The sequence below is a fragment of the Halomonas sp. ABH4_019 genome (assembly GCF_056159885.1).
Map to the genome: position 1 here is coordinate 1,266,119 of NZ_JBSWWC010000001.1, position 24,973 is coordinate 1,291,091.

Here is a 24,973-nt window from a genome sequence, read left to right on the forward strand (position 1 = left end):
TTGTGCCGACGGCCGGTCGTCCCCATATCACCCTTGAGCCAGCTAACAAATGGAGCCCCCATGCCCCGCCTCAAGGACATTCCCCTCTCGGTGCTGGACCTGGCGCCGATCCGCCAGGGAGGCAGCGCCGCCGACAGCTTCCGCGACAGCGTCGCCCTGGCCCAGTTGGCCGAGCGCCGCGGCTTCGAACGCTTCTGGCTGGCCGAGCACCACAGCATCGACGGCATCGCCAGCGCCGCCACCGCGGTGCTGATCGGCCATGTCGCCGGCCAGACCTCGCGCATCCGCGTCGGCAGCGGCGGCATCATGCTGCCCAACCATCCGCCGCTGGTGATCGCCGAGCAGTTCGGCACCCTGGAAACGCTCTACCCGGGGCGCATCGACCTGGGCCTGGGCCGCGCCCCGGGCGCCGACGCCGCGACCATAGCCGCGCTGCGCCGGGATCCCTACGCCGGCGTCGACGACTTCCCCCAGCGCCTGGCCGAGCTCGAGGGCTACCTCGACGAGGCGCGCCCCGAGCAGCGGGTCCGCGCCGTGCCCGGCCAGGGCACCCGGGTGCCGCTGTGGCTGCTGGGCTCCAGCGACTACAGCGCCCGCCTGGCCGCCCGCGAAGGCCTGCCCTTCGCCTTCGCCGCCCAGTTCGCCCCGGCCCAGCTGCACCAGGCCCTGAGGGTCTATCGCGACAACTTCCGCCCCTCGGCGGTGCTCGACGCCCCCCATGCCATGGTCGGCCTGCCGGTGATCGCCGCCGACAGCGACCTCCAGGCCGAGTACCTGGCCACCACCGCCTACCAGAAGTTCCTCGGCATGGTGCGCGGCCGCCGCACCCAGGCGCTGCCGCCGGTGGAGCGCATGGACTGGACGCCGCTGGAGCAGTCCCAGGTCGAGCAGTTCCTCGGCGCGGCGGTGATCGGCGGCCCGGACAGCGTCCGCGAGGGCCTGGAAGCCTTCCTCGAGGCGACCGGCGCCGACGAGCTGATGCTGCACACCGACGTCTACGCCCTCGAGGACCGGCTGCGGAGCTACGAGATCGTCGCCGACCTGTGGCGGGCCGACGCTTGAGGTGACACCGGGAACGGCGTGAAGGCGCCGGCGGGGTGACTTACGCCGCCCCGCCGAGCGGCAGCCGGATGCGCGCGGCCAGGCCGCCCAGGGTTGCCGCCTCGAGGCTCAGGCGGCCGTCGTAGAGGACCATCAGATCCTCGACGATGGCCAGGCCCAGGCCGCTGCCCGAGCGTCGCTCGTCGAGGCGCGCGCCCCGTTCCAGCGCGGCCTCGCGCTGCTCGGGCGTCATCCCCGGGCCGTCGTCCTCGACGTCGAGACAGGCCATGCCGTCGCGCGCCGCCACGCGCAGCGTCACCCTTTCCCGAGCCCAGTGCAGGGCGTTCTCGAGCAGGTTGCCGACCATCTCCTGCAGGTCCTGGGCGTCCACCCGCAGCCGCAGCGACGCCTCGAGCTCGGCGTCGAGCGCGATGCCACGCCGCTCGGCGAGCCGGGTCAGGCCGTCGACCACCGGCGCCAGGGCCTCGGCCACCGATACCGGACCGGCCAGCGAGGCGCCGCCGGCCGCCGAGGCTCGGGCCAGGTGGTGGCGCACCGCCTCGTCGAGGCGCGCCAGCTCGTCGCGGACCCGCCGGCGCTGGGGTTCGGGATGACGGTCGGCCAGGGTGCGCAGCACGCTGATCGGGGTCTTGAGGGCGTGGGCCAGGTTGCCGGCGGCGGCGCGACCGCGCTCGATCAGTCGGCGATCGCGGGCCAGTACCTCGTTCATGGCCCCGGCCAGCTCGGCCAGCTCGGCGGGCAGCCGGGTACCGAGGCCCTCGGCGCGACCCGCCTCCACGGCCCTCAGGTCGGCGTGCAGCCGGCGCAGCGGCGCCAGCCCCCAGCGAATCTGCGCCGCCAGCCCGCCCAGCAGCATCAGGCCCAGCGCCAGCAGCGACAGCCACAGCAGCCATTCGAAGCGCGCCACCTCGGTGTCGAGCTCCTGGCGCGACACCGCCAACCCGACCCGCAGCGGCCGCGGGTGGCCCGCCAGGCGGATGCGCCGCTCGATCAGCCGCAGGGGCTCGCCCCGGGGGCCGCGGATATCGCGACGCACCACCCCCGATGCCGATTCCAGCAGGGGCAGCCGCTGGTCCCATAGCGAGCGCGAGACCCGAGTGAAATCCTCACCGTCGCCGACCTGCCAGTACCAGCCCGAGAACACCCGGTCGAAGCGCGTATCGCCGAGGGCCGGCGACACGTTCAGCCCGCCGCCCAGAGGATCGCGCTCCACCGCGGCCAGCAGCACGCGCAGCATCGAGTCCAGGCGCTCGTCGAAGGACGCCGTCACCGTCTCGCGGAAGGTATAGGCGAGCCCCCCGCCGGCCAGCGGCAACACCACCAGCACCAGCACTCCGGCGGCCAGCAGCAGGCGCCGCGCCAGGCTCCAGCGGGTCGGGATCACGCGCCTTCGTCCTCCACCGCCACCAGGCGGTAGCCCTGGCCGCGCCGGGTCTCGATGCGCTCGCCGCCGAGCTTGCGGCGCAGCCGGCTGATCTGGACATCGATGACGTTGGAGTCGGGCTCGTGGTCGCGGTCGTAGACGTGCTCGGCCAGCTCGCTGCGGCTGACCACCCGCGGCGCGGCATGCATCAGGTAGGCCAGCAGCCGCGACTCCTGGGCGGTGAGCGAGACCGGTCGCCCCGCCAGGGTCACGCTGCCGGTGTGGGTGTCGTAGGCCAGGGCGCCGGCGGCCAGCACCGGATGGGCATGGCCGTGGCTGCGGCGCACCAGGGCGTGCAGGCGGAACAGCACCTCGGCGGTCTCGAAGGGCTTGGTGACGTAGTCGTCGGCGCCGGCGGAGAAGCCGGCGGCCTTGTCCGACCAGCGCTCGCGGGCGGTCAGCACCAGCACCGGCAGGTCGATGGCGTCTTCACGCCACTCGGCCAGCCAGCGGGTGCCGTCGCCGTCGGGCAGGCCCAGGTCCAGCACCACGGCGTCGTAGCGCTCGGTGCGCAGCAGGAAGTCGCCCTCGCCGCCGGTGCCGGCGGTCTCGACCAGCAGGCCGGCGTCGCCCAGCGCCTCGCCGAGCGCCTCGGCCAGGGCCCGATCGTCCTCGATCAGCAGTACCTTCATCGGCGTCGCATGCCCTCGATGTTCACTCCCTCGATCTCCAGCAGCTCGCCGGATTCGGCGTCGAACTCGAACTCGACCAGCTGCCCCTGGGGCCCCAGCATCTCGATCTCGTAGCGGCGCCCGTCGTCCTCGCTGTCCAGCTCCACCTCGAGCACCTGGCCCTCATAGCGCGTCTCCAGCCAGTCGAGCACCTCGGGCAGGGGCACGATGCGACCGTCGCGCACCGCCTCGTGCAGCGACTGCCAGGTCTCGTCGTCATCGGCCAGGACATCGAGCGCCGAGCCGCCCAGCATGGCGGCCAGCAGGCCCGCGGCGAGCAGCCCGCGCCCGGTCGCCCCGGGCGAGGCCCATCGGAAAAGCGTCTTCATGGCGTCAGGGTGCCAGAAGGGGCATGAACGCACCATGAACGCACCGATCAGGCAGGGGACAGCTGCCCGGCGGTACGCTGGTCGGACCGGCGTGAAGTAAAGCGCGGCAACATGAACCGATCATGAACGGCGCCGTCAGCCCACGGCAAGCTGGGCGGTGCGATAACGGTCCCCGAGGCAATGGCGCCTCGCCCCATCAAGGAGAACCGCAATGAAAACGCTGACCCAATGGATCGCCCCCCTGACCCTGGCCGGGATGACCGGCATGGCCGGCACCGCCATGGCCGACGACGGCAGCCTGAACCAGGACGACCTGCTGCGCCTGCTCGATGGCGCCGAGGCCTACGGCTTCAGCCACTACGAGGAAGTCTCGATGGAAGATAACACTTACCTGGAGATAGATGGCTGGCGCGACGACGGCTGGCAGCTCGATCTGGAATTACGGGTCGAGGATGGTAGCGTGATGCATGAATGGCAGCGCAAGGGACGGATTCCCGATTGGGCACTGACCGGCGAGCAGCTGCGTCAGGCCATGTCCAACGCTGGCGAAGCGGGTCTGCAACGATTCGAGCAGCTCGATGTCGATGACGGAGGCACCATCGAGATCGAAGGCCGAGACGCCGACGACCGCGAGATCGAGCTGCGCCTCGATCGCAACCTGAAGGTCACGGGAGTGGACAATGACTGATCGACGCCAAGGGCGCGACCACAACGCCGCCTGGCAGGCGGCCGAGCAATGGCGGGAGCGGGCGCGCCGGGCGCGCCCCTCCCGGGACATGAGCGGGCCGCGCATGGTCCTCACCTGGCTGCTGTTCGGCGCCATGATGATCATCGGCACCCTGATCGGCCTGGTGTTCCTGGTGATCGGCTGGCTGATGTTGCCTTTCCTGCGCCATCGCATGAAGAAGCGCATGGAACGCATGCGCGCCGACCAGGCCCAGGACCTGGGGGGCACCACCTACCGGGAGGGCCGTGCCCGGGAACACCAGGCCCGGCAGAGCCGCGCCGGGGAGCGCGACGTCCTCGAGGGCGACTACGAGGTCAAGGACCGGGACGGCAATCACTAGCCAGTCCCGTTTCCCCAGCCGACTCCTTGGCGAAAGGCGAGTGTTCCCGCCGGCTGATAGTTAGTACTGCAGCTGGCCACCGCCCTCTCAGCGGCCATGAAACCGGCATGCCCCCCAAGGCAGCCCCATGACATCGGGCATGGGCGGCGTTTCCAACCGGTCTGGGGCAAGAGCCATCGCGATAGTGGTAATCGTCCACGACGGGGGATGGCAACGCCGAGCAAAAAAGCTTCCGCGCGGCTATATCGAGTTCAAATTATTGAAAATCTTGCCCAAGCAGCGGTTCAACGTCACGATCTCCTCGGCATCCAGCCCGTGGAAGGCTTTCTCCACCAAGCGGTGAGTCATTTCTCTAGCCACCTCCAGGTACTCTTCTCCCTGCTCGGTCAACACCACTTCGGTGACGCGGCGGTCCTCGTCGGAAGGGGCGGTGACAACCAGTTCAGCCTCTTGCATCTTGTAGACGATCTTGGTGATAGTCGACAGCTTGGCCACAGTGTGAATGGCGATATCCGACATGCTGAGCCGACCGTGCTCATGCAGGATCATCAAAACCCGCCACTTGGACGAGCTCAGCCCTCTTGGCTTGAGCAGAGCATCCATATCGGCGCTGTACTTCGCATTCAAGCGAGCGATCCAGTAGAAGGGGTAATCCCTGGAGCGAAACCCCTCCGACAGGGGAAAGAAGGAGGGTGAAAGTGCGTCCTTGTCAGCCATGGGCCCATGCCATCCCGAAGAAATAGTTGATTATTCTAGCATATACCGCTATCGACCAGCAGCCGGCCGCCGATGGGCAAGGCCCCGGCAGAGCAACCTTCCTGCCGGAGAAGACAACAATCATGGACCGTCGCTACCGGCCCTACCGGCCAAGGCCTCACGGCACGCTTGCCTTGATGGCTAGGCTTCCTTCATCAACACCGACGCTTCCGCAAAGTCACTGGCCCAGCCTTCCTTGAGTGGTGCCACGAAGACATTCTCGGTGCGGGTTCGAGTGATCTTCCAGCAACCGTCCGGTTCACGACGGAAAGCATTGTTAAGTCGCGACGAGCGCAACAGCGAAGAGCCATCGGAGAAGATCCATGGTTGGCAGTGCACCCACTGACCTTCCGCACTATCGCCGCTTACATGAATCTGCTCCGAAGTCAGATAGTGCACGTTCAAGAGCAGCTTGGGATCGCGTTTTTGCCCCCAGAAGTTCTCGAAGTGGCGACGAATAGCCGCCGCCCCCTCGAGGCGTCCGAATTGGTTATCGTAATAATCGCCGACCCCCTCCCAGACAGCATCTTCGCTATAGAGCGCCATGATCGAGTCGATACGCTCGACATCATCCTTAATGCCAAACTCGGGAAGTGGTGTGTCGCAAAGGAACATATAGCGCGCCTGAAGCCGGCGAATCTCCGCCTCGGCCTCCAGCGTCTCGAGGCGTGCCTTCAAAGCCAGCCATTCGGCATTCGATACTTCCGGCATGTCCTTCTCCTTTCCTGATTACTACGGCGAGCCGGACTTGCCGCCCCGCCGAGTGTCTAACGTGTTTCGAGCCCTCGGGCCTGGAATGAATTCAGCGCGCTCGCCTTATAGCGAGACGCCGAGACGTTCGATCACCCGCCCCAGCCCCGTCTTGACGGTATCGACTTCGGCGGGCTCAAGCTCCTCGAGCAGGCGTCTCTCGTAATCATCGGCCATGGTCAGCAGCCGCAGCGCCAGCGCGCGGCCCGCTGCGCTCAGCGTCACTCGGCTCTCGCCCTCGATGGCCACCAGGTCACGCTCCAGAAGGCCGTTCAGGGTATCGTCGAGATCCGCCAGGGGCTGGGCCACTCGACGGCCCAGGACCTCGGTCTCAAGGGGCCCACGATCCGCCAGCAGGGTCAGCACCCGCCACTCCTTGTCGTTGACACCGAGGCTGCCCAGTCGCGGATAGAAATCGGCGCGATATGCGGCGAGAGCCTGACGCATCAGGTACAGCAGATGCTTGCCCAGGCGACCGTCCGGGGAGCTCTTCTCGTCCACGGGCAGCATCATGGGGTGCGGCTCGGGCACCGCATAACGGCCATTGTGGAACACCAGGGCACTACCGGCGTCTCGATAGCCATAGCGCACCACCTCACCGACGATAATCAGGTGATCGCCACCCTCATAGACGTTCCAGGTGCGGCATTCGAAATGGGCGGCGGCATCTTTCATCTTGGCGACGCCGCCCACCCCTTCCTCGGCGTCGATTCCGGAAAACTTGTCCTCGCCACGGCTAGCGAATCGGTTGGAGATATCGACCTGTTCATTGCTCAGCACATTGACCACGAAGTGGTCCGCATCCCGGTAGGCGGGCAGGCTGTATGCCCCCTTGTCGATGCTCCATAGAATCAGCGGCGGGTCCATCGACACTGCATTGAAGCTGCTCGCGGTGACACCGAAATGCTTGCCATCGGCATCGCGGGTAGTGACGACGGTGACCCCGGTGGCAAACTTGCCCAGGGCCCGGCGAAAATCTCTCGTATCGAGGCTCATCATTCATCCTCCATTACAATCATGTAATCGTCTTCAGCGCCCTAACTTCTCACCGGTGGTCCCGCCAATGCCGTAGTCGCCCTTGGGAATTTCGCTAATGATCACCCGCACGTTCTCCTCGGGGGCATCGACGGATGTCACGACGGCATCCGTCACTTCGCGGATCAAGGTTTCCTTCTGAGGCTGGGTACGCCCCGACATCATGTACACATGGACAGTAGGCATTTCATGACTCCTATTAGAATGTGTTAACTCGCCCCGGCTTCGGCCAGGGCCTGGTGCTAGAAATCGGTCAGCTCCCGGTATTCCTCGTAGCGTTCGCTGAAGGCCCGGTAGGACTCGAGCACACGACGAAAGTCATCATCCTCGGCGGCGTTCTCTTCCAGCACCTCGGCGGATGCCCCACGCAATGCCTCCAGCACCTCCTCTGGGAAACGCGCCACTTCGACTCCTGCCTGGCGGAACTCCTGCAAGACCGACGACTGGGCCTGCATGTCCTGGGCATACATATGAATGCTGAGATCGCTGCAGGCATGACGAACGGCCTGGCGCTGGCCCTCGCTCAGGCCGTCCCAGACGTCGGCGTTGACGATCAGCTCGTTGAGGCTTCCGGGCTGATGCCAGCCTGGGAAGTAGTAATGGTTCGCCACTTCCTGGAAGCCGACGCTGGTATCGATGGTCGGAAAGCTGAGTTCCGCGCCGCCGATGCGCCCGGTATCGAGGCCAAGAAAAGTCTCGCCGGCAGGCAGGGAGACTGGGGATACCCCCAGCCGACTCATCGCCTCGCCACCAAGCCCACTGATGCGCACACTCATGCCATTCAGGTCATCGACACCGGTGATTTCATCGACATACCAGCCCCCTGCCTCGGAGATCATCGAGCCACAGGGAATCGGCACCACGTTGTAGGGCCGATAGAGCTCCTCCCACAGCTCGATGCCACCTCCACCATAGAGCCAGGCCAGGTATTGGGGCACATCGGGGCCGAAGGGAATGCTCTGGAACAGGGCCGCGGCGGGGAGCTGGCCGGCCCAGTAGCTGGCCGCCGACCAGCCAGCGTCCAGACTGCCGTTGCCGACATTAGCGAGGATCTCGAAAGGCGGCGAGAAGGCCCCGGCATCGTAGGGTGTGAAGCTCAGGTCTCCTCCCGTGGCTATCTCGACATCCTCGACGAAGCGATGAATGGAGGCATCGATCACCTTCAGGCTGAAGGGAAAGGCCGACTGCAGTGTCAGGGGCTGGGCCAAGGCTCCGCTGGAGGCCAGGGCAGCCCCGGCGAAGGCGATGGATTGGGTCAGGGTCTTGTTCATTGTCGGGCTCCTGAATGAGGGTCGGGGTGAATCCTTCGTCACACCGCTAGAGCAATAGCACCGCGGGAAACAGCAGAATGATCAGCAACACCAGAAACTGCATGGCGATAAATGGGATCACGCCGCGATAGATATCGATGGTGGCTACCCGGTCGCCCATGGCGCCCTTGAGGTAGAACAGCGAGACGCCGAAGGGTGGGGTGAGAAATGAGGTCTGCAGGTTGATGGCGAAGAGCACCGCGAACCACACCATCAGGGCACCGCCTCTCAGGTCGTTGCCGAGCTCGAGCTGGCCGACAACGGGCACGAAGATCGGCATCAGGATCAGCGATATCTCCAGCCAATCCAGGAAGAAGCCGAGCAGGAAGACCAGCAGCAGAATCAAAAAGATAACGCTCCAGTCGCCCGCACCCAGCAGCCCCAGGGCCGTCAGGATCAATCGGTCACCGCCGACGCCCTTGAAGATCAGCGAGAAGCAAGTCGCGGTGATCACCAGCAGCATTATCATGGCGGTGGCGACGGCGGTTTCCCGGGCAGCCTCCCGCACCGAGACCAGGCGCGCCTTACCGGTCAACCAAGCGAACAGCAGCACCGCCACCACGCCGATACCACTTGCCTCGGTGGGTGTAGCAACTCCGGTAATGATTGCCCCCAGTACCAGGGGAATCAGCACCAAAAAGGGAGAGAGCGCCAGGGCGTCCCGCCATGGGGTGGACATTCTCTCGTCCTGCGGTCGCCGGGCGAACTCGGGTTCCGGCGCCTTGCGCGCCGAATCCCAGGCACTGATCAGCGAGTAGAGGGTATAGAACAGGATCAACAGAGCACTTGGCACCAGAGCAGCACGGAAAAGCTGTCCGACAGGCACCGAGACCAGGCTGGCCAGGACGATAAGCATCACCGAGGGGGGCATCAGGATCGCCAGCGTTCCCGAGGCCGAGATCAGCCCCGAGGAAGCACGGGCCGAGTAGCCTGCATCGAGCATCCTAGGCAGTGCCAGCACCGATAGCAGCACGACCGAGGCGCCGACCACTCCGGTGGTTGCCGACAACAGCCCACCCACGAACAGCACGGTCAGCGAGAGGTGCCCCGGCAGGCGATGCAGCAGCCGCTCACTGACGCGAAAAGCATTCCGCGCCAACCCAGTGCGCTCCAACAGCAGCCCCATCAGGATGAACATGGGGATGGCGACATAGAGCCAATTACTTAAGGCGTTGGCATAGACCCGTGTCAGCATCAGATTGACGAAGGCCATGGGTAGGTCGGAAAGCAGCAGGAACAGCGTCGAGGTGCCTCCCAGCACCAGCGCCACGGGATAGCCGGAGAGTATGCCGGCAAAGAGCAGCGCCACCATCGCCAGTGGCATCCAGAGCTCAGCCATGGAGGACCTCCCGCGGGGTACGCCCACGCAGCAGGGCTGCGATCATGATGAGCAATGCCGCCAGGATCATCACGATGCCCATGGGCAGCATCGCCTTGATTACATAGATATCGTTCAGGCCGCCGTCCATCGAGCGCTCACCAGTCACGAAGGCACGCTCAACGAAGCGCCAGGCGGGCCACAGCAGGCCACCGAAAAAGGGGAGCGCGAAGCCCAGGTGACCGACCAGCTCGAGCCGACGTTGCCCGCGCCGCGAGAGACGCCCATGCAGCACATCGACTCGCACATGTCGATCCAGCAACAGCACCGGCGCGATGGCCAGCATGATGGCCATGGAGAAGAGCAACACCTGCAGGCCCATCAGGCTATTGAAGGTAATCGCTTGCCCCACCAGCCAGTAGGAACGCTCGAAATCGAGTAGCCGGGACAGCCCCAGGAGGTGCATCGCCACCCCCGCGGCAATCACGAAGGCGATCGCCAGCAGGCAGAGGCCACAGACGTCCAAGGCTCGCTCGCACCAACGCCGTTTCCACATCCCCATCTTCGTGTCCTCCCCATTCGGCTGCGCTACAGATCGATGACCAGCCGCTCGCTCTTGGCCCGCGAACAGCACACTGCCATCTGATCGTTGTCGGCCTTTTCCTCGTCGTTGAGGAAATGGTCTCGGTGGTCCGGGGTTCCCTCCAGCACATCGCAGATACAAGTGCCGCAGACTCCTTCCTCGCAGGAAACGTCCACCTTGACCCCGGCGTCCTTGAGCGCCTGAGCGATGGACATTCCCTCTTCGACCCAGACACTGACGCCGCTGGCCGCGGCCTCCACCTCGAAGGCGCCGCCACTGGTGTCGACTTCGGCATTGAAGTACTCGAAGTGCACCCGCTCGTTTGGCCAGCCCGCCTCGCTGGCGGTACCGATCACCCAATCCATGAATCCCGAGGGGCCACAGACGTATAGGTGGGCGGTGTCGCCCTGAGCGGCGAGCAGCGCCTCGATATCGAGGCGCTGCTCCGCCCCCTGGTCGTCGAAGTGCAGCACCAGGGAATCGCCGAAGGTGCCCTCGAGCTCGACGAGGAAGGCCGCCTTGTCCCGGGAACGACAGCAGTAGTGAAGTTCGAAGGAACGACCGGCGACCTTGAGCGCATGCGCCATGGCAATCATCGGGGTAATGCCGATGCCTCCACCCACCAGCAGGCTGTGCTCCGCCGTGGCGGCCAGGGGAAAGTGGTTGCGCGGCTCGCTCGCCACCACCTCCACGCCCTCATGAAGGCGCTCGTGGACCGCCCGCGACCCACCGCGTGAATCGGGGTCATTGAGCACTCCCAGGCGATAGCGGTCCCCCTCGGTGGGGGCATTGCTCAGTGAGTACTGACGCACCAGTCCTTCGCCAAGGTGCAGGTCGATATGGGCCCCCGCCTCGAAGGGCGGCAGGGCGGAGCCGTCGACGGTGACCAGCTCTAGCACCGCGATCTCATCGGTGTGCTCCTGGCGTCGGACGACCCTAAGGGTCAGGGTGTCTTGTGTCATGATTTGCTCCTCGCCGACGCGCGGCTAGCGCATATGGATGCCGCCGTTGATATCCCAGGCCGCCCCGGTTACGAAATCGGCCTCGTCGCCCAGCAGCCGTGCCACGGTCGTGGCCACGAAGTTCGGATTACCCAGGCGCTTGACCGGAATTGCGCGATCAATGATGTCCGTCAGCTTTTCGGGGGGTACCGCGGCGCGCACCGACGGCAGATCCAGAGGCCCCGGCGCCACCGCATTGACAGTGACATTGGCCCCCGCCAACTGGCCGGCAAAGACCTTGGTCAGGGTCAGGATGGCGCCCTTGCTGGCGGCATAGTGGGCACCAGAGGCGGTGCCACCGTTCTGTCCCGCCAAGGAGGCGATATTGACAATGCGCCCGTAGCCACGACCGGCGAAGTAGTCGCCGAACACCTGACAACCGAAGAAGGTGCCGCGCTGGTTGATAGCCACCACGGCGTCGAACTCCTCCGGTGTGATCTCCATCACCGGAGTCGTCGGGGTCATAGCGGCGTTGTTGATCAAGGCGGTAGGAGCGCCGAGTTGCGCCTTCACTTCCGACAGGGCCGCGGTGAAATCTTCCTTGCGGGTCACATCCAGCCCCAAAGCCAGGGTCCGTCCACCCTCGGGGTCGAGCTCCCTGGCCAGGCGCTCGGCCCCTTCCCGATCACGGTCGGTGATGGCCACATGGAAACCCTCCGCCAGTAGCTGGCCGGCGATGACGCTACCCAGCCCTTGGGCCGCCCCGGTGATCACGGCAATCGGTTGCATGGCTTCCTCCTCAGAAGATAAAGGCGACGGTATTGAGGTGATGGCCGGCGTTGAGCAGGCGCACCACCTTGGTGTGCAGGCGCAACCCCTCGGGGGTCTTGGTCAGGCAGTACTCCACATTGGCGGGATAGAGCAGCGGCTTGGCCAGGCGCACCTCGCTCAGGAACATGGCGCAGCGCAAGCGGATCGATTGATCGTCCTCATCGAGCAGTCGAAAGCGGGACATGCTGCGCACCGTGCCCTCCTGGGCCACACTGGAAACCGACTCGCCGTTCTGGAGTCGCGCGACCCGCATCTCGCGCATGGCGTTGTCGTCATAAGCGAAATTGAGAGTGTTGGCGAAATCCGTCTCGTGGATATCCACCGGCACCACGTACTTGCCATCTCGCTCCCAGAGCCCCAGCCACTCGGAATAGGCCTTGTGATCGAGCAGGTCGGCTTCTTGGTTGATGAAGTCGATCGCCTGCTGAAACATGTTGTCTGCCATGGTGTTTACTCCCCTGTCTCGTCGCTCATCAGTTGCTTCCACATCTGGTAGGCGGCGCGCATGCCGACCTCGGAGCAGACCGCACCGGCGGGGTTGCCGTCGGCAGAGGGCTGCATGCGCTCGAGGCCGCGGTTAACCAGAATCCAGCCGTCGGGGCCGGCCAGGGAGCCCTTCTGCACCCGTTCCCAGCCCTCGGCGTCGTCGGGGGTGCCGAAGCCCATGGGGCCCTGGAAATGCTCGTGGAGACGCATGCGCGTCTGATTGAAGGCGGCCGGGGCTCCAGCGCCACCGATGGCGACATGATGGATCTCGGTCTCATCGACGCTGACCGGCGTCAGCACCCGGAAGAAGGCCATGGAGCAGGCCACATTGGGGAAGAGGTTGAGGTTGAAGCCGGAGCCACCCACGGCACGCACCAGGCGCCGCACCTCGGCCTCGTCATGGCCCTCTTCACGCAGCGCCGCGGCCAGCTCCGCGAAACGCTCGGGGATGGGGTCGTCGAGGTTGGCTTCCAGGTCGACCAGCTCGGGGATCATCACCATGACGCTATGGCCGTTGCCCAAGTCTTCGACGAAGCCCTCGCCGTCGAGGAAGTCGAAGACTTCGGATGTCTGGTCGTCCAGCGACGAGATAAAGGACTTGTGGACGATGGGGAAGTGGTAGGCGTCGGTGGTGTTCTCCAGCTGGATCTTCCAGTTACCGGGAAAGCGGAAGCGGTGGTCACCGAGCACCTGCATCGGATAGCCGCCGGATTGTTTCATGAAGAGATCGATCCACTTCTTGGCCCCGCCCAAAAATTCCTCCAGCGGCTCGACATCCTCGTTGAAGGTGGCGAAGATCATTCCCTGGTAGGACTCGTGACGCAGGCGTTCCAGCGGCAGTTCCTGCTTGTCGATGACGCCGTCGTATTCTTCCGGCTTGGGAATGGCACGCAGCTCGCCGTCCAGGGAATATCCCCAGCCGTGATAGGGGCAGGTAAAGGCACGGGTCTTGCCCCGCTTTCCCTCGCACACCGTGGCGCCACGATGACGACAGCGGTTGAGCAATACATGGATGTTCTTCTTGCGGTCACGGCTGACGATCACCGGCTGTCGACCGACATGGGCGGTTTTGTAGGAGCCGGCCTCGGCCACCTCGCTCTCGTGGGCCACCCACACCCAGGTGCGATTGAAGATCTTGTCCAGCTCCTGCTCGAAGAGCTCGGGATTCGAGTAGAGGCTCTTGTGAACACGCCCCTTCTCCACCAGGTGGCCGGGGTCGGCGGTGACGTTTTCGATATCGATCAATTGGGTCATGGTCCTGTCCTCATCCGTTACGATGAATCATCCGCTGGCGGGTCACTCGGGGACGACCAGCTCACGGCCGATGCGTGCCTCGACGCGAGCGTATTTCCACAGCTTGTAGGTGCCGTCGCCCACCGGGGTGGTGCGGAAGAAATTGCAGGCCGCCACGACGCTTTCGTAGTCCGGTACGTCGGCCATGATGTAGGCGGTCCAGGGCGCGGTGGCGGAAGGGCCAACCATGATGCGGTCGTCATCCATGATTCCCAGGATGTTGACGCCGGGCAGCTCGTCGATGCCTTGCATCATCTTGCTGAAGGCCTGCCAGACCTGCTTGCCCTCCTCGGCGGGGGCATCCATGAAGTTCTGGTTGATACCGATGCAGAACAGTACGCGGTTCATAGTGGTAATCTCCGTTCGTCAGTGGGGAAGTGGCCGGTCACAGGTAGCCCGGCAAGGGGTCATGGCCGAAGAAGATGGCTCCGGCGTTCTTCCAGGTGATCTCGCCCATGAAGGCGTGCTGGGTGCAAAGTTGAGAATCGCGCAGGATTCGCGACAGGGGATGGCCGTTGTCGGCCCCGGTCATGCCGCTGATCTGGTAGACGCTACGAATCGCCTCGGCGCATTCCTGGGTCAGATGAGTGGTGGAGAGGCGCAAAAGATTGACCTGCTCGCGGCTCGGCTCACCCCCGGCTTCGATGGTCGCCCAAGCGGCCTCGGTGCTGTCGTAAAAGAACCCGCGCGCTGCGCGAACCCGGGCCTCGGCCTTGCCCAGGGCGATCTGTGCATACTCCCGCTCGCCCAGATTGGGGGCCCCGGTAACGGACTTGCGCCCACCGGCCATGGCACGCACGATATCCAGCGCCTCTCGCGCCAGGCCCAGGGTCGTCACCGCCAGCACCTGGGCGGCGAAGGCCAGCGAGGGATACCTGAAGAAGGGCGCATCCACAGAGGGCTTGGCGCCGCGCACAAAAGTCCAGGCCTCCGGTACATAGGCTTCCTCGACCACCAGGTCATGGCTACCCGTGGCCACCATGCCCAGCATGTTCCAGGTCGGGTCGATCACCACTTCGTCGCGAGGCAGCACCGCCATGCGCGGCAAGGCTCCCTCTTCCTCGGGCAAGATGCCCACCCCGCACAGGGAAGCGCCCATGCAGCCACTGGCGAACTTCCAGCGCCCCTTGATGCGGAAGCCGCGATCGACCCGCTCGGCGGGCTGGGGCGGGAAGATGCCCCCGGCGAAAACCACATCGGGAGAGTCCCGCCACACCTCCTTCAGCGTTTCCTCGGGCAGCGCGGCCAGGTAGGCGGGGTTCATGCCAAAGCTGGCCACCCAACCGGCGGAGCCGTCCGCCGCCGAGATCGCCTCAACCATCTTCAGGAATTCGGCGGGAGACCTTTCGTCACCGCCGTAACTGGCCGGCACCATGGCGCGATAGACGCCGATGGCCTGGAATTCCTCGATGATGTCCTGAGAGATATGCCGCTGGGCTTCGAACTCCTCGCGACGCTGGCGGATCTTGTCGAGCAGGGCATCAAAACGGGCTTCGCCGCCCCACTGGGATTTGTCGACAGTGCTATGCATGAGCATTCTCCTGTTGTTTTATGCGGTGGCGTTCGCCCGTAAGGCGACGGCCAGGTGAAGAGCGGCCCGACAGAGGCCGGCATCACCACCACGCCGTCCCACCAGCTGCAGCGCCATCGGGTATCCTTCTCGAGACGCCAGGGGCAGGGTCAGTGCCGGATGTCCAGAGAGGTTGAAGGGGCGCAGCAGCGCGGAAATCGTCAGATCCTGTTGCCCCGCCTGAGCGGCTTCACGGGTCAAGGGCGCATGCGGTAGGGTCGGTAGCGCGAGGAGGTCATAAGCCTCTAAAAGCCGATCCACCTCGGCGGCAAAGGCGTGACGCACCCCCTCGGCCTCGCGCACCTCGGCATCGGTGGTTTCTCCCGCCAATCGCAAACGCTTGGCCACATCGGCACCGATACGGCCTCCCTCCAGCCAGGTTGAGCATGCATCGAAGGTCTCTCGATTGATCACCGCCATGGCCGCGTTATAGGCCTCATCCAGCAGTGCCAGTGCGGCCGGTGCCATGGGCAGCCCCGAGGCCTCGAGCCCCTCGTCCACGGCATCCTGAATGGCGTCATCGGCCTCGACGTCGAGCCGCGCCACCCGGGGCGGTCCCTGCGTCGCTGGCATGGCGAAACCGGAATCCACCGCTGCCATGAAGGCAATCAACTCTTCCAGATCCGCGGCGGTGGGCCCCACGCAATCGAGACTGCTGATCGCCGGCATCACGCCGCGACGATCGAGACGCCCGAAGCTCGGCTTGAGGCCATAGAGACCGCAGCAGGCTGCCGGCAGACGGATCGAGCCACCGGTATCGGTACCGATACCGATGTCGGCCAGCCCGGCAGCTACTGCCGCCGCAGACCCGCTGGACGATCCACCGGGGATCAGCGCCGGAAATCGCGGGTTCTCGGGCGTGCCGGTCCAGGCGTTGAGGCCAGTCATGCCGAAGGCCAGCTCGTGCAGGTTCGCCTTGCCGACGATGCGATAACCCGCCGCCAGGGTTCGCGCGACGATCTCCGCGTGACACTCGGCAGGTGCCGTCTCGGCCAGAGCCGCCGATCCGGCCCGAGTCGGGTGACCGGCGATATCGATGGTGTCCTTGACCACCACCCGCTTGGGGCCTCGCCCCAGGGCGAGGTTTTCGATCACAGAGGTCATGCCAGAGCCTTTATGTATTTTTCACATGAAATTTATAATAAATATCTCAAGACATCTTTACTGACGTCCCGGCACTCTCCATCCCTAGAGCACGAAAAGGATCAGCTCGGGAATCGCCAGCAGCAGCAAGATGCAGACCAGGTAGGGCAGCATAAAGTAGCCCACTCCACGGAAGACCTCACCGATACTAAGCTCCGTATCGAGACTCTTGACGATAAAGGCGTTGACACCCACCGGCGGCGTAATGGCCCCCATACTCGTGACAATACAGACCAGAATGCCGAACCAAATAGGGTCATAGCCCAGTGCCAACGCCACCGGAAAGAAGATCGGAATCGAGATGATCAAGAAGCCCATGGCATCCATCAGGGCTCCACCAATCACGTAGATCATCAGCACACAAGCCATGATCATAACCGCCGGAAGGGGCAGAGATGCGGCCCATTCTCCGACCAGAAAGGGCAGGCGTGTCACCGTAAGGAAACGCCCGAAGACCACGGCTCCGGCCACCAACATCAGAATCATCGCCGACGATTTTAGGGCATTAGCCAAGGCTTCCTGCAGCACTTCCAAGGACAATCGCCCCTGGAGGGCAACGATAGCCAGCGCGCCCACACAGCCCACGGCAGCTGCCTCGGTGGAGGTAAACCAGCCGGCGAAGAGCCCCCCCAACACCAGGGCGAAAAGTGCCGCGATCTCCAGCACCCCCTTGAGCGATGCCAGCCTCACGGACCAGGTGGCGCGTTCCCCGGCTGGGGCCATGGACGGATTCTTACGACAGAGCCATACGATGGTCATCACGAACAGCGTAACCAAGAGCAACCCGGGCACGATGCTGGCAATAAACAGGTCACGAATCGCCAGCTCCGCCTGCAGAGCGATCACGATCAATACCGAGCTGGGAGGAATAATCACACCCAAGGTGCCACCGGTAGCGACGCTTCCCGCGCTGAGTGCCCGGTGATAGCCAAACTTCTTCATCTCCGGAAGGGCTATGGTTCCGACAGTGGCCGCCGTGGCGGTATTGGAGCCACTGACCGCCGCGAAGCCTGCACTGCTAAGGATCGTCGTGGTCGCCATGGAGCCGCGTCGATGACCGATCCAGGCATAGGCAGAGGCGAAGATCTTTTCTGTAATGCCGGAGCGAAATAACAGCTCGCCCATGAAAATAAACAGCGGTATCACGCTCAGCGAGTAGGCCGAGAGCTGCTCCCAGATCCCCGAGCTGACGATGTTGTAGGCGGCCATCGGACTGGTCATCTGCAGCATCCCGAAGAAACCGACAATAAACATGGCGAAACTGATCGGCATCTTGAGCAGGATCAGCAGGAAAAGGGCCATGATGCCGACCACCGCTATCAGGGTCATGCTCATTTCATCACCACTCGTTTCAAACTATCGAAGACATCCATCAGCAGAGCCAGGCAGAAGGCGGAGAAGCCGAGGGCTACCAAATAGATCATCGGATAGAGGAGTAACCGCAGCGTCTGGGAGGTCATGCCACGCTGCATGGCCCCATAGCCGTACTCCCAGAGCTTGATGGCCACCATGCTGAAGAACAGCAGACTCACCGATGCCACCAGGGCCTGGAGCACCGCCTGGAACCGAACGGGAAACCGCGCCACCAGGATATCCAGCTCCACATGGGCCTTGTTCAGCTGGGCATGGGCAAGGGAAAACGCAACCACCACCGCGGTCAGCCAGCCGACGACCTCGGTCGTACCGCCGAAGGATGACGTCACCTGGCGCATAACGATATTGATGGCGACCAGGGCAACGATGGCTAGCAGGGCCAGGCCGGCCCCAAACAGCAAGACGCGACTGATCAGTAGATTACATCGATACATGGGACGAATACCTCGCAGGGTCGGTCACTTCCGGCAGCGACGTGCTCGCCGCCGGTCCCGTGCTCCTCGCACCTCAGGGCTGACGATACTTCTCGACCAGCTCCTGCATGCGCGAGTGGAACGCCTCGGCGGGCAGGCCCATCTCGGCAACCTTCGTCAGGCGCGCCTCGTTGATGGGTTCCAGGCGTTCAGACCAACGCTCCGCCTCCTCGTCACTCAGCGCGAGGGTCTCGACGCCGTGACTCTCGGCGGCCCAGGCCAGCGACTCTTCGATATGACTATCCAGATAATCACCGGCGAAGTGCGCCATCTCGCCCCCCAGCTCGTCGATCGCCTGTCGTACATCCTCGGGAAGAGACTCCCAGCGCTGACGACTCATAACAGCGACCATGACAACGTTGGTCAGCGGATAGTCAGTGACATACTGAACACTGCGTGCATATTGCAGGTCCATCAGAGTCTCGCGAGAACCGACATATCCATTTACTACTCCAGCCTGGAGGGCCTCGCCGGTCTCGGCTTGAGATAATCCCACGGGGACACCACCCAGTGCCTCCATCACTTCGGTACTGTCACCGGGAACACGGATCTCCTGACCCTGGATGTCGTCCAGAGAGGTCACGGGATTTCGGGTATGGAGATAGCCCGGCTCGGACGTAAAGGCGGTAATGACCTTGAAGTCCTCGAGGCCCAGCTGGTCGGCGGGGAACTCCTGTGTCAGGTCGTATACCGCCTGGCTTGCGACCGTGGAATTGACATCGACCCCCGTCAGATTGCCGGCCAGATTGAGCAAGGGGAAACGTGCCGGCTCATAAGAAGTCGCGGAGAGGCCAATGTCGGCGACACCGCTCAACACACCGTCATACATGTTGCCGGCGGACAGCAGAGTGCCGCCCGGGAAGGTATTGACCGAAACGCGACCGTCGGTGCGACGCTCCAGTTCTTCGGCCCAGTGTTCCATCTGCACAGCAGGAAAGGTCTGGGCGGGTGCGAAGAAGGCGTAGTTGAGGGTGATCTCACTAGCGGCGGCGCTGCCAGCGAAGAGCGAGCCAGCCAGCAGCCCACTCAGGCAAGCGGCCCCTGTCAGGCGCCTGGAGATCGTGGTCACGGTCTGCTGCGTTGTCATGGGTTCCACCTCTCGTTTGTTGTTGTGTCGGATGCTTTTGCATCACATACACTCAATATCACATGAAATTTCAAACAAAACCACACGAATTCGACCGGTTTTGCCTTAAGTCTAATCCCAAGCTCCTTAAGCGATAAGGAGGCCAAGAAATAAAATTTTATTTAATTACAGGAAGTTACACGAAACACCATCGCCCTACTGCCGACCATCAGGCACTACTATTGTCTCTCGCGGGCCCCGAAGCGCTCGGGTGGTGCAGGCATAAAACCCGACGGCACCACCAATAGCTGATAGTCACCGCTAGAACCTATACATGGCCATCAGCTCGACTTGCTGGCCACCCGGACGCAGCGGCATGGTGAGCGCACTGCGATCACGCCACTCGACGCCGAGATCCAGTCCCGGCAGGTAGGAGTAGATCAGGTTGACATTGGTCACCCGCAGGGTGTCGTCTTCCACGCTCGGCGATACCACATCGGCGGTCACCTGCCCGTAGCGCACGTTGCCGCGGAGGCGTTCGGTGAAGCGGTGGCTAACGCCGGCGGAGAAACCCGTCGTGCTGACCAGCTCGCCGTCGGCATCGACTTCACCCTTTCTTGCAATGGTGCCCGGCGATGCCGCACCGTTATACCCCCAGCCAGCGTGCACGTTATTGCCCTCGCCGGTATAGCCGCTCAGGCCCACGGAGGTGTCGCCAAAGTTCAGCTTGCCCGCCAGGGAGATCGCGGCCCCGAACTCCGAGTCGTCCATCCCGGTCTCGACCTCCCGTCCGGTGGCGGCCAGGTTGAACGCATGACCCGACGAGGTCCGGTGAGTGTATGAGGCCACCATGTCCGGAACCCCGGCATCGGCGTAGACCGGATCCTGAAAACTGAAGCGGAACCCGCCGGTAGTGTAGTGCAGGACCAGATCGGGCCGCACGACGGCCCCACTCCCCGCAACGGTGCCGATCCCGGTACCATAGAAATCCAGCAGCTCGACGTCGAACGGCGCCGAGGCGAAGAACTGGCCGGACCAGGTCTGTCCGAGCGTCAGGTTGTCGACCTTGACGTAGGCATGACGCAAGCGCATGGCGTAGCTCGTGTCGCTGGCATCGGTGGCGTTGTCCCAGAAGTCCCCCTCCACGAAGGCCGTGACATCATGCCCTTCGATCTCTCGGTTCACCTTGACGTTGAGCCGGGACTGGCGGGCGGAACCATCGAACTCGCTCTCGCCGTTGTCGGGATTGGTGAAGATGCCCTCGGCCTTCACATAGCCGCCGACGCTGAACGTCGTGCCGTCGATCTCCGCGATCTCCAGCGCGAAAGCCTGGGAAGACATGGAGGCGACCGCCACGGCCAGTGCGAGTTTGTTCTTGAATGACATTGTTTGATTGCTCCGTATTGTTGTCATGCTGAAAGGCTCGAGAGCCATCGAGCCATATAAGGGGGCATCCCCGGGTAAAAAAATCGCTCCCTGCCGTGCTCCTGCCTCGCTCGCGAGATGGCGCCGCGACGAGGCTTCCCATCCTCACGACTAGCGCCACCTTGCGGCGCTCGCCGTGCAGCCGATCCCCCAGGGACCACTACTGCCTTTGAGGGGGGCTGGGCGACGGCCTCGGCAAACTCCGACTCCAGGTCATCCGAGGTGATCACATCGGCGATGGCGGAAGTCCGTCATGACGCCGGCATGAGAAAAGGGCGGGGATCTCGGATGTACCGCCATGGAAGTTACATGCCGTACTTTCATGGCTTTCTTATCACACGAGGCCACTCCACCTTTTCGGATATAGCCAAATCAGGGAGTGCGATACTCCTCCGTCAGCTCGCGCATTCTCTGAGCAAATTCTCGCGCTGGAAGTCCTTGACCCTCGACTTTATCAAGTAGTGTTTCGCCGACCGGGGAAAGGCGATCATTCCAGCGCTCACGCTCAGCTTCAGAAAGTGACACTATCTCGACGCCTTGTGTATTTTTCGCCCACTCCAAGGAGTTCTCGATATGATCGTCGAGATAACGACCAGTAAAAGCCGACATCTCTGGCGCCAAGTCATCGATCACGCGACGAACGTCGTCGGGAAGCGACTCCCATCTATCCCGTGACATCGCCGCAACAAACAATGTATTTGTCAACGGATAGTCGGTTACATATTTGGCCATCCTCGCGAACTTAAGATCCATCAGCACTTCCCGGGATGCCGCGTAGCCGTCGATGATACCGGACTGCAATGCTTCACCCGCATCCGTCTGTGACATGCCAATAGCTGTTGCACCTAAAGCCTCAAGAGCAATCGAGTTGTCACCGGATATCCGAATCTCCAGCTCATCCAAGTCTTCCAGGTTACGTATCGGATCGAGAGTCTGGAGATAGGCTGGCTCCGAAGTGAAAGCAGCAATGACCTTTAAATCGTCGAATGCCGGCATATACTCATCGAATTCTTGAATCAACTGAAAGGTCATTTGGCTTGCGACTTCAGAGTTTACCTCCTGGCCAGGCAGAGTGCCGGCCAGGTTGAGCAAAGGAAATCGCCCAGGCTCATAGGAAGTGGCCGACAGACCAATGTCCGCCACGCCACTCAATACGCCGTCGTACATGTTATTGGCCGTCAGCAAGGTTCCCCCAGGGAAAAGATTCACCGAGACAAGGCCGTCAGTTCGATCCTCCACCTCCTCGGCCCAGTGCTTCATCTGCACAGCTGGAAAACTCTGCGCGGGGGCGAAGAAGGCGTAATTCAGAACAATACTCTCCTGAGCCTGAACGACACCCTGGCCTGTCAACAGAGCACCTAATCCCACGAACGAGGCGAACAGCCTGGCCCGCTTATTTTTCGCTTGTATAATTGTTTTCATCGCAAGTTCCTCGTTGTTTCATCAACCGCCCGGATTAGCGACCACGGGTAGCAACTGAGTCAGACGAAGGCGCTCGAGAAAGTCATCTGAGCGATAACGACGCCGTTCAGCAAGATCGATGCCGGCGTAGTCAAAGAAACCACGACCGTCGCGGAATCCACGACGCTCCTCGAGCATATTGGCATGAATCACTTCAGGCGCCCGGAAGCGTTCATCGAGGGCGTCACTAAGATAGTTGGAAGCATAATAGAGGATATCTCCGCCACCCCAATCAATGAACTCCAGCACACCCAGCACCGAGTAGCGAAGCCCAAACCCAGTGCGAATGGCAATGTCGATATCATTGGCACTGGCCACTCCCTCCTCCACCATTCTCGCGGCCTCATTCATAATCAGCACTTGAAGACGCGGCACGATATAGCCCGGCGAGGCGTTGCATAGCACTGGAACCTTGCCTATGGCCTTGAGGCTCTCGAATAGAGAGTCAATGGCCACCTTTCCAGTGATAGCTCCCTTACTCACCTCCACCAATGGCATCAGGTGAGCCGGGTTGAGCCAATGAGCATTCATAAATCGCTCGGGGCGGCTAACCATCTCGGCCAACTCGGTGACTAGGAAGGTCGAGGTTGTAGAGGCGATCACCGTGTCGTCGCTGAAGTGTCGACTGGCCCACCCGAGGGCTTCCAACTTGATCTCCTTGACTTCGGGAAGCGCCTCGAAAGCGAGATTGATATCATCCCACACTAGATCTTTCTGGTTGTGCCTGACCAGGCTAAGTCGCGACATGATAATATCTATATCGCCCGAACCGACGATCCTTCTATCCTCGAGATAAGCCAACTCTTCACGCAGCCTATCGACGATGGCAGCGTAATAGACTTCGCGCGCATCGGAGTCTCGCTTCTTGAAGTCGACCATTACTACATCCCGACCTGCCAGCATGTAGGCAAGCGCAATACCCTCCCCCATGCGTCCAGAACCCAGCACAGAAATTCGCTCGGTCATAACTGCTCTCCTCGGTCAGAAACTTTCATGCATGGGAGCCTTGACCCAGAAGCTTCTGCATCGCTTCCTGGGATAGGTCCGCCAACCCCAGCGCCTCCAGGGTGCGACCCTCGGCGTAGAGGTCTCGACCGGTGATCGCCGAGGCCAGGTTCAGCAGTCCTTCCGCGACCGGCGTGGCTTGCCCTGCCCAACGACCGACAGAGACGATGAAAGAGAGACCCAAGCGGGTGTCCTCCAGCATGTACCGGTGACTCTGAAGGTCGATGTTTTCACGCCAATCGCCGCTATCGGTGAGCTTTCCGTGGGCACCTCGGCCGTACATCCATTCTTCACCATCACTGGCATAATGGTTAGCAAGCGGGAAGTGAGAAGGGCCATACCCCAGTGCTTCGCGCACAGCGATACGTTCACCGTCCAGCCTGGAAGTGACGCTACGGATCGAGGACTGGGTACCTTCGTTGTGAATATCCCAGGCATCGAAATGCTGCAGAGGGCCGGCGTTCATGATGATCAGCGGTGGATGAATAACGGGACCCGCATTCATTAGCGCACCACTCAAAGCATCCTCGATGGGCTCGACGCTGGGATAGGCCTTTCCAAGAAGGCTAAAGGCGTGGTCCGACAACGCGCTGGGAAATACTCCAGTCGGTAGCCGTGTAGCGTAGACGCTGATAACGACGCGATTCGGCCCGTGCTTGCGCGCCAGGTAGGGCAGTGTGCCTGTTTCGCAGAACGCCACACGACTCTGATTGCCGGAATCGCGCATGGCCTGGTAGAACAGATAGCTACCGAAGGTCCCCGGTGGTAAAAACACCACCTGGTCGTCCTTGAATAGCGGGGCCATCTGTTTTGCCAGGCTCTCGTGAGTGGTCGAAGGTAGCGGCATGACCAACAACTGAGCATGTTCCACTGCGGCTGCCAAATCATCTGTCAGGGTCAGCTCTCCCCGTCCCTCGCCGACGGGAATACGTCGCTCGCCTTTGACGTCCTTGACGTCTATGCCTCCCAGCTCTTTCAGTTCCCTCAACGCCTCACCATCTCGCCGCCACAGCACGACATCGAAGCCTTTCTCGACCATCTCCACTGCCGCGGCATAACAGCCATGGCCACCACCAATTACACTCACCTTCATCATTTTCTCTTGTCCTTTTTCGTTTCTCATGTTTCACAAATGCACAGCGTCGTCTTGTTTTTTTAAACGCGGCACCACCTAGAGATCCTGCTCCCACCAAAGACCTCTACTTAAACCTTCACCAACTCTCATACCAAACAAAGATAATGGTTCTGGTCTTTACGGTTCATACCAGCTGCCAGGCTTTACCCCGGACTCTTGCTCCATCTTGAAGACACACATGGTGCTCTGCGGCAATATCGTTAAAAACTGCTAAGTCATCAGATTCCCGCTTATCGATAGCTTGGCCATGTCGGGGCACCTCATGATTGTCTTGTATCGGGCATCAATGCCTAAAAAGAAAATATCACATGAAATTTCAACCAAATTGGCCAGCAATCGATAGCCCATGTCTCAAGGCTAGGTCGATGCTACCAATAGAAAGCACTCCAGATACCAACTCACGAAAACTCCATATATGACAGCTGTTTATATATATTCTTTTTACTCTCCGGACGTCCCCCGGCAC

The 24,973-nt window shown here is 62.4% G+C and carries 27 protein-coding genes; 3 read left to right on the top strand and 24 right to left on the bottom strand.

Going from position 1 to position 24,973, the window contains the following annotated elements; genetic code table 11:
• Nucleotides 1–60: 60 nt before the first annotated feature.
• Nucleotides 61–1,062, top strand: coding sequence for an LLM class flavin-dependent oxidoreductase (locus tag ACXAFN_RS05740; protein WP_474986967.1), 1,002 nt, complete (start codon nucleotides 61–63; stop codon nucleotides 1,060–1,062).
• Nucleotides 1,063–1,102: 40 nt separating this feature from the next.
• On the opposite strand, the gene ACXAFN_RS05745 is transcribed toward ACXAFN_RS05740, so the two are convergent.
• Genes ACXAFN_RS05745 through ACXAFN_RS05755 form a run of 3 tightly spaced genes read right to left on the bottom strand, consistent with a single transcriptional unit; the run spans nucleotide 1,103 to nucleotide 3,485 of the window.
• Nucleotides 1,103–2,446, bottom strand: coding sequence for a sensor histidine kinase (locus ACXAFN_RS05745; RefSeq protein WP_474986969.1), 1,344 nt, complete (start codon nucleotides 2,444–2,446; stop codon nucleotides 1,103–1,105).
• A complete protein-coding gene (locus tag ACXAFN_RS05750; RefSeq protein WP_474986971.1) occupies nucleotides 2,443–3,117 on the bottom strand; it encodes a response regulator transcription factor in 675 nt (224 codons plus the stop codon). The genes ACXAFN_RS05745 and ACXAFN_RS05750 overlap by 4 nt, the downstream gene beginning before the upstream one ends.
• A complete protein-coding gene (locus ACXAFN_RS05755; protein WP_474986973.1) occupies nucleotides 3,114–3,485 on the bottom strand; it encodes a PepSY domain-containing protein in 372 nt (123 codons plus the stop codon). The genes ACXAFN_RS05750 and ACXAFN_RS05755 overlap by 4 nt, the downstream gene beginning before the upstream one ends.
• A 211-nt stretch (nucleotides 3,486–3,696) precedes the next feature.
• Here ACXAFN_RS05755 and ACXAFN_RS05760 point away from each other — a divergent pair, with 211 nt between their 5' ends.
• Nucleotides 3,697–4,173 (top strand): hypothetical protein, encoded by a 477-nt coding sequence (locus ACXAFN_RS05760; protein ID WP_474986975.1) that lies wholly within the window; start codon nucleotides 3,697–3,699, stop codon nucleotides 4,171–4,173.
• Nucleotides 4,166–4,552 carry a copper transporter family protein gene (locus ACXAFN_RS05765; RefSeq protein WP_474986977.1) on the top strand — a complete coding sequence of 129 codons (387 nt, stop codon included), beginning with the start codon at nucleotides 4,166–4,168 and terminating at the stop codon, nucleotides 4,550–4,552. Before ACXAFN_RS05760 ends, ACXAFN_RS05765 begins: the two co-directional genes overlap by 8 nt.
• Before the next feature lie 240 nt (nucleotides 4,553–4,792).
• Here ACXAFN_RS05765 and ACXAFN_RS05770 read toward each other — a convergent pair whose 3' ends face one another.
• From ACXAFN_RS05770 to ACXAFN_RS05870, 21 genes are all read right to left on the bottom strand, one after another.
• Nucleotides 4,793–5,269 (bottom strand): MarR family winged helix-turn-helix transcriptional regulator, encoded by a 477-nt coding sequence (locus tag ACXAFN_RS05770; protein ID WP_183385987.1) that lies wholly within the window; start codon nucleotides 5,267–5,269, stop codon nucleotides 4,793–4,795.
• A gap of 180 nt (nucleotides 5,270–5,449) precedes the next feature.
• A complete protein-coding gene (locus tag ACXAFN_RS05775; protein ID WP_474986979.1) occupies nucleotides 5,450–6,019 on the bottom strand; it encodes a nuclear transport factor 2 family protein in 570 nt (189 codons plus the stop codon).
• Nucleotides 6,020–6,124: 105 nt separating this feature from the next.
• The gene (locus ACXAFN_RS05780) at nucleotides 6,125–7,057 is read right to left on the bottom strand and encodes a flavin reductase (protein WP_474986981.1); all 933 of its coding nucleotides are present in this window, start codon (nucleotides 7,055–7,057) and stop codon (nucleotides 6,125–6,127) included.
• 30 nt (nucleotides 7,058–7,087) lie between these two features.
• Complete coding sequence (locus tag ACXAFN_RS05785) at nucleotides 7,088–7,360, bottom strand: 2-hydroxymuconate tautomerase (RefSeq protein WP_474987476.1); 273 nt, start codon at nucleotides 7,358–7,360, stop codon at nucleotides 7,088–7,090.
• A complete protein-coding gene (locus tag ACXAFN_RS05790) occupies nucleotides 7,336–8,364 on the bottom strand; it encodes a TRAP transporter substrate-binding protein (RefSeq protein WP_474986982.1) in 1,029 nt (342 codons plus the stop codon). The genes ACXAFN_RS05785 and ACXAFN_RS05790 overlap by 25 nt, the downstream gene beginning before the upstream one ends.
• Nucleotides 8,365–8,410: 46 nt before the next feature.
• Complete coding sequence (locus ACXAFN_RS05795) at nucleotides 8,411–9,742, bottom strand: TRAP transporter large permease (RefSeq protein ID WP_474986983.1); 1,332 nt, start codon at nucleotides 9,740–9,742, stop codon at nucleotides 8,411–8,413.
• Nucleotides 9,735–10,247: a TRAP transporter small permease subunit gene (locus ACXAFN_RS05800; RefSeq protein ID WP_474986985.1), complete on the bottom strand. Its 513-nt coding sequence runs from the start codon at nucleotides 10,245–10,247 to the stop codon at nucleotides 9,735–9,737. The genes ACXAFN_RS05795 and ACXAFN_RS05800 overlap by 8 nt, the downstream gene beginning before the upstream one ends.
• Before the next feature lie 62 nt (nucleotides 10,248–10,309).
• On the bottom strand, nucleotides 10,310–11,266 hold the full coding sequence (locus ACXAFN_RS05805) for a PDR/VanB family oxidoreductase (protein ID WP_474986987.1): 957 nt from the start codon (nucleotides 11,264–11,266) through the stop codon (nucleotides 10,310–10,312).
• 24 nt (nucleotides 11,267–11,290) lie between these two features.
• Nucleotides 11,291–12,034 (bottom strand): SDR family NAD(P)-dependent oxidoreductase, encoded by a 744-nt coding sequence (locus tag ACXAFN_RS05810; protein ID WP_474986989.1) that lies wholly within the window; start codon nucleotides 12,032–12,034, stop codon nucleotides 11,291–11,293.
• 10 nt (nucleotides 12,035–12,044) lie between these two features.
• Nucleotides 12,045–12,521: an aromatic-ring-hydroxylating dioxygenase subunit beta gene (locus ACXAFN_RS05815; protein ID WP_474986991.1), complete on the bottom strand. Its 477-nt coding sequence runs from the start codon at nucleotides 12,519–12,521 to the stop codon at nucleotides 12,045–12,047.
• A 5-nt stretch (nucleotides 12,522–12,526) separates the two neighbouring features.
• The gene (locus ACXAFN_RS05820; protein WP_474986992.1) at nucleotides 12,527–13,816 is read right to left on the bottom strand and encodes an aromatic ring-hydroxylating oxygenase subunit alpha; all 1,290 of its coding nucleotides are present in this window, start codon (nucleotides 13,814–13,816) and stop codon (nucleotides 12,527–12,529) included.
• Nucleotides 13,817–13,858: 42 nt separating this feature from the next.
• Entirely contained in the window at nucleotides 13,859–14,203 is a 345-nt protein-coding gene (locus tag ACXAFN_RS05825; protein WP_474986994.1) for an IacB protein, read from the bottom strand.
• 37 nt (nucleotides 14,204–14,240) lie between these two features.
• Nucleotides 14,241–15,386 (bottom strand): acyl-CoA dehydrogenase family protein, encoded by a 1,146-nt coding sequence (locus tag ACXAFN_RS05830; RefSeq protein WP_474986996.1) that lies wholly within the window; start codon nucleotides 15,384–15,386, stop codon nucleotides 14,241–14,243.
• Nucleotides 15,387–15,404: 18 nt separating this feature from the next.
• Complete coding sequence (locus ACXAFN_RS05835; protein ID WP_474986998.1) at nucleotides 15,405–16,529, bottom strand: amidase; 1,125 nt, start codon at nucleotides 16,527–16,529, stop codon at nucleotides 15,405–15,407.
• Nucleotides 16,530–16,613: 84 nt separating this feature from the next.
• On the bottom strand, nucleotides 16,614–17,903 hold the full coding sequence (locus tag ACXAFN_RS05840) for a TRAP transporter large permease (protein WP_474987000.1): 1,290 nt from the start codon (nucleotides 17,901–17,903) through the stop codon (nucleotides 16,614–16,616).
• Nucleotides 17,900–18,376 carry a TRAP transporter small permease gene (locus tag ACXAFN_RS05845; protein ID WP_474987002.1) on the bottom strand — a complete coding sequence of 159 codons (477 nt, stop codon included), beginning with the start codon at nucleotides 18,374–18,376 and terminating at the stop codon, nucleotides 17,900–17,902. The genes ACXAFN_RS05840 and ACXAFN_RS05845 overlap by 4 nt, the downstream gene beginning before the upstream one ends.
• A 73-nt stretch (nucleotides 18,377–18,449) precedes the next feature.
• A complete protein-coding gene (locus ACXAFN_RS05850; RefSeq protein WP_474987004.1) occupies nucleotides 18,450–19,502 on the bottom strand; it encodes a TRAP transporter substrate-binding protein in 1,053 nt (350 codons plus the stop codon).
• 300 nt (nucleotides 19,503–19,802) lie between these two features.
• The gene (locus ACXAFN_RS05855) at nucleotides 19,803–20,867 is read right to left on the bottom strand and encodes a hypothetical protein (RefSeq protein ID WP_474987006.1); all 1,065 of its coding nucleotides are present in this window, start codon (nucleotides 20,865–20,867) and stop codon (nucleotides 19,803–19,805) included.
• A gap of 411 nt (nucleotides 20,868–21,278) precedes the next feature.
• Nucleotides 21,279–22,328 carry a TRAP transporter substrate-binding protein gene (locus ACXAFN_RS05860; protein WP_474987007.1) on the bottom strand — a complete coding sequence of 350 codons (1,050 nt, stop codon included), beginning with the start codon at nucleotides 22,326–22,328 and terminating at the stop codon, nucleotides 21,279–21,281.
• 21 nt (nucleotides 22,329–22,349) lie between these two features.
• The gene (locus ACXAFN_RS05865) at nucleotides 22,350–23,333 is read right to left on the bottom strand and encodes a 3-hydroxybutyryl-CoA dehydrogenase (protein ID WP_474987009.1); all 984 of its coding nucleotides are present in this window, start codon (nucleotides 23,331–23,333) and stop codon (nucleotides 22,350–22,352) included.
• 25 nt (nucleotides 23,334–23,358) lie between these two features.
• Nucleotides 23,359–24,468, bottom strand: coding sequence for an NAD/NADP octopine/nopaline dehydrogenase family protein (locus ACXAFN_RS05870; protein WP_474987010.1), 1,110 nt, complete (start codon nucleotides 24,466–24,468; stop codon nucleotides 23,359–23,361).
• Nucleotides 24,469–24,973 lie beyond the last annotated feature (505 nt).

Bases quoted from the DNA above. Each gene is read 5' to 3' on its own strand.
- ACXAFN_RS05760 (WP_474986975.1), top strand. From the start codon at position 3,697: ATGAAAACGCTGACCCAATGGATCGCCCCCCTGACCCTGGCCGGGATG.
- ACXAFN_RS05750 (WP_474986971.1), bottom strand. From the start codon at position 3,117: ATGAAGGTACTGCTGATCGAGGACGATCGGGCCCTGGCCGAGGCGCTC.
- ACXAFN_RS05845 (WP_474987002.1), bottom strand. From the start codon at position 18,376: ATGTATCGATGTAATCTACTGATCAGTCGCGTCTTGCTGTTTGGGGCC.
- ACXAFN_RS05770 (WP_183385987.1), bottom strand. From the start codon at position 5,269: ATGGCTGACAAGGACGCACTTTCACCCTCCTTCTTTCCCCTGTCGGAG.
- ACXAFN_RS05810 (WP_474986989.1), bottom strand. From the start codon at position 12,034: ATGCAACCGATTGCCGTGATCACCGGGGCGGCCCAAGGGCTGGGTAGC.
- ACXAFN_RS05850 (WP_474987004.1), bottom strand. From the start codon at position 19,502: ATGACAACGCAGCAGACCGTGACCACGATCTCCAGGCGCCTGACAGGG.
- ACXAFN_RS05795 (WP_474986983.1), bottom strand. From the start codon at position 9,742: ATGGCTGAGCTCTGGATGCCACTGGCGATGGTGGCGCTGCTCTTTGCC.
- ACXAFN_RS05790 (WP_474986982.1), bottom strand. From the start codon at position 8,364: ATGAACAAGACCCTGACCCAATCCATCGCCTTCGCCGGGGCTGCCCTG.
- ACXAFN_RS05840 (WP_474987000.1), bottom strand. From the start codon at position 17,903: ATGAGCATGACCCTGATAGCGGTGGTCGGCATCATGGCCCTTTTCCTG.
- ACXAFN_RS05775 (WP_474986979.1), bottom strand. From the start codon at position 6,019: ATGCCGGAAGTATCGAATGCCGAATGGCTGGCTTTGAAGGCACGCCTC.
- ACXAFN_RS05830 (WP_474986996.1), bottom strand. From the start codon at position 15,386: ATGCATAGCACTGTCGACAAATCCCAGTGGGGCGGCGAAGCCCGTTTT.
- ACXAFN_RS05740 (WP_474986967.1), top strand. From the start codon at position 61: ATGCCCCGCCTCAAGGACATTCCCCTCTCGGTGCTGGACCTGGCGCCG.
- ACXAFN_RS05855 (WP_474987006.1), bottom strand. From the start codon at position 20,867: ATGTCATTCAAGAACAAACTCGCACTGGCCGTGGCGGTCGCCTCCATG.
- ACXAFN_RS05870 (WP_474987010.1), bottom strand. From the start codon at position 24,468: ATGATGAAGGTGAGTGTAATTGGTGGTGGCCATGGCTGTTATGCCGCG.
- ACXAFN_RS05825 (WP_474986994.1), bottom strand. From the start codon at position 14,203: ATGAACCGCGTACTGTTCTGCATCGGTATCAACCAGAACTTCATGGAT.
- ACXAFN_RS05805 (WP_474986987.1), bottom strand. From the start codon at position 11,266: ATGACACAAGACACCCTGACCCTTAGGGTCGTCCGACGCCAGGAGCAC.
- ACXAFN_RS05865 (WP_474987009.1), bottom strand. From the start codon at position 23,333: ATGACCGAGCGAATTTCTGTGCTGGGTTCTGGACGCATGGGGGAGGGT.
- ACXAFN_RS05765 (WP_474986977.1), top strand. From the start codon at position 4,166: ATGACTGATCGACGCCAAGGGCGCGACCACAACGCCGCCTGGCAGGCG.
- ACXAFN_RS05835 (WP_474986998.1), bottom strand. From the start codon at position 16,529: ATGACCTCTGTGATCGAAAACCTCGCCCTGGGGCGAGGCCCCAAGCGG.
- ACXAFN_RS05815 (WP_474986991.1), bottom strand. From the start codon at position 12,521: ATGGCAGACAACATGTTTCAGCAGGCGATCGACTTCATCAACCAAGAA.
- ACXAFN_RS05860 (WP_474987007.1), bottom strand. From the start codon at position 22,328: ATGAAAACAATTATACAAGCGAAAAATAAGCGGGCCAGGCTGTTCGCC.
- ACXAFN_RS05755 (WP_474986973.1), bottom strand. From the start codon at position 3,485: ATGAAGACGCTTTTCCGATGGGCCTCGCCCGGGGCGACCGGGCGCGGG.
- ACXAFN_RS05780 (WP_474986981.1), bottom strand. From the start codon at position 7,057: ATGATGAGCCTCGATACGAGAGATTTTCGCCGGGCCCTGGGCAAGTTT.
- ACXAFN_RS05820 (WP_474986992.1), bottom strand. From the start codon at position 13,816: ATGACCCAATTGATCGATATCGAAAACGTCACCGCCGACCCCGGCCAC.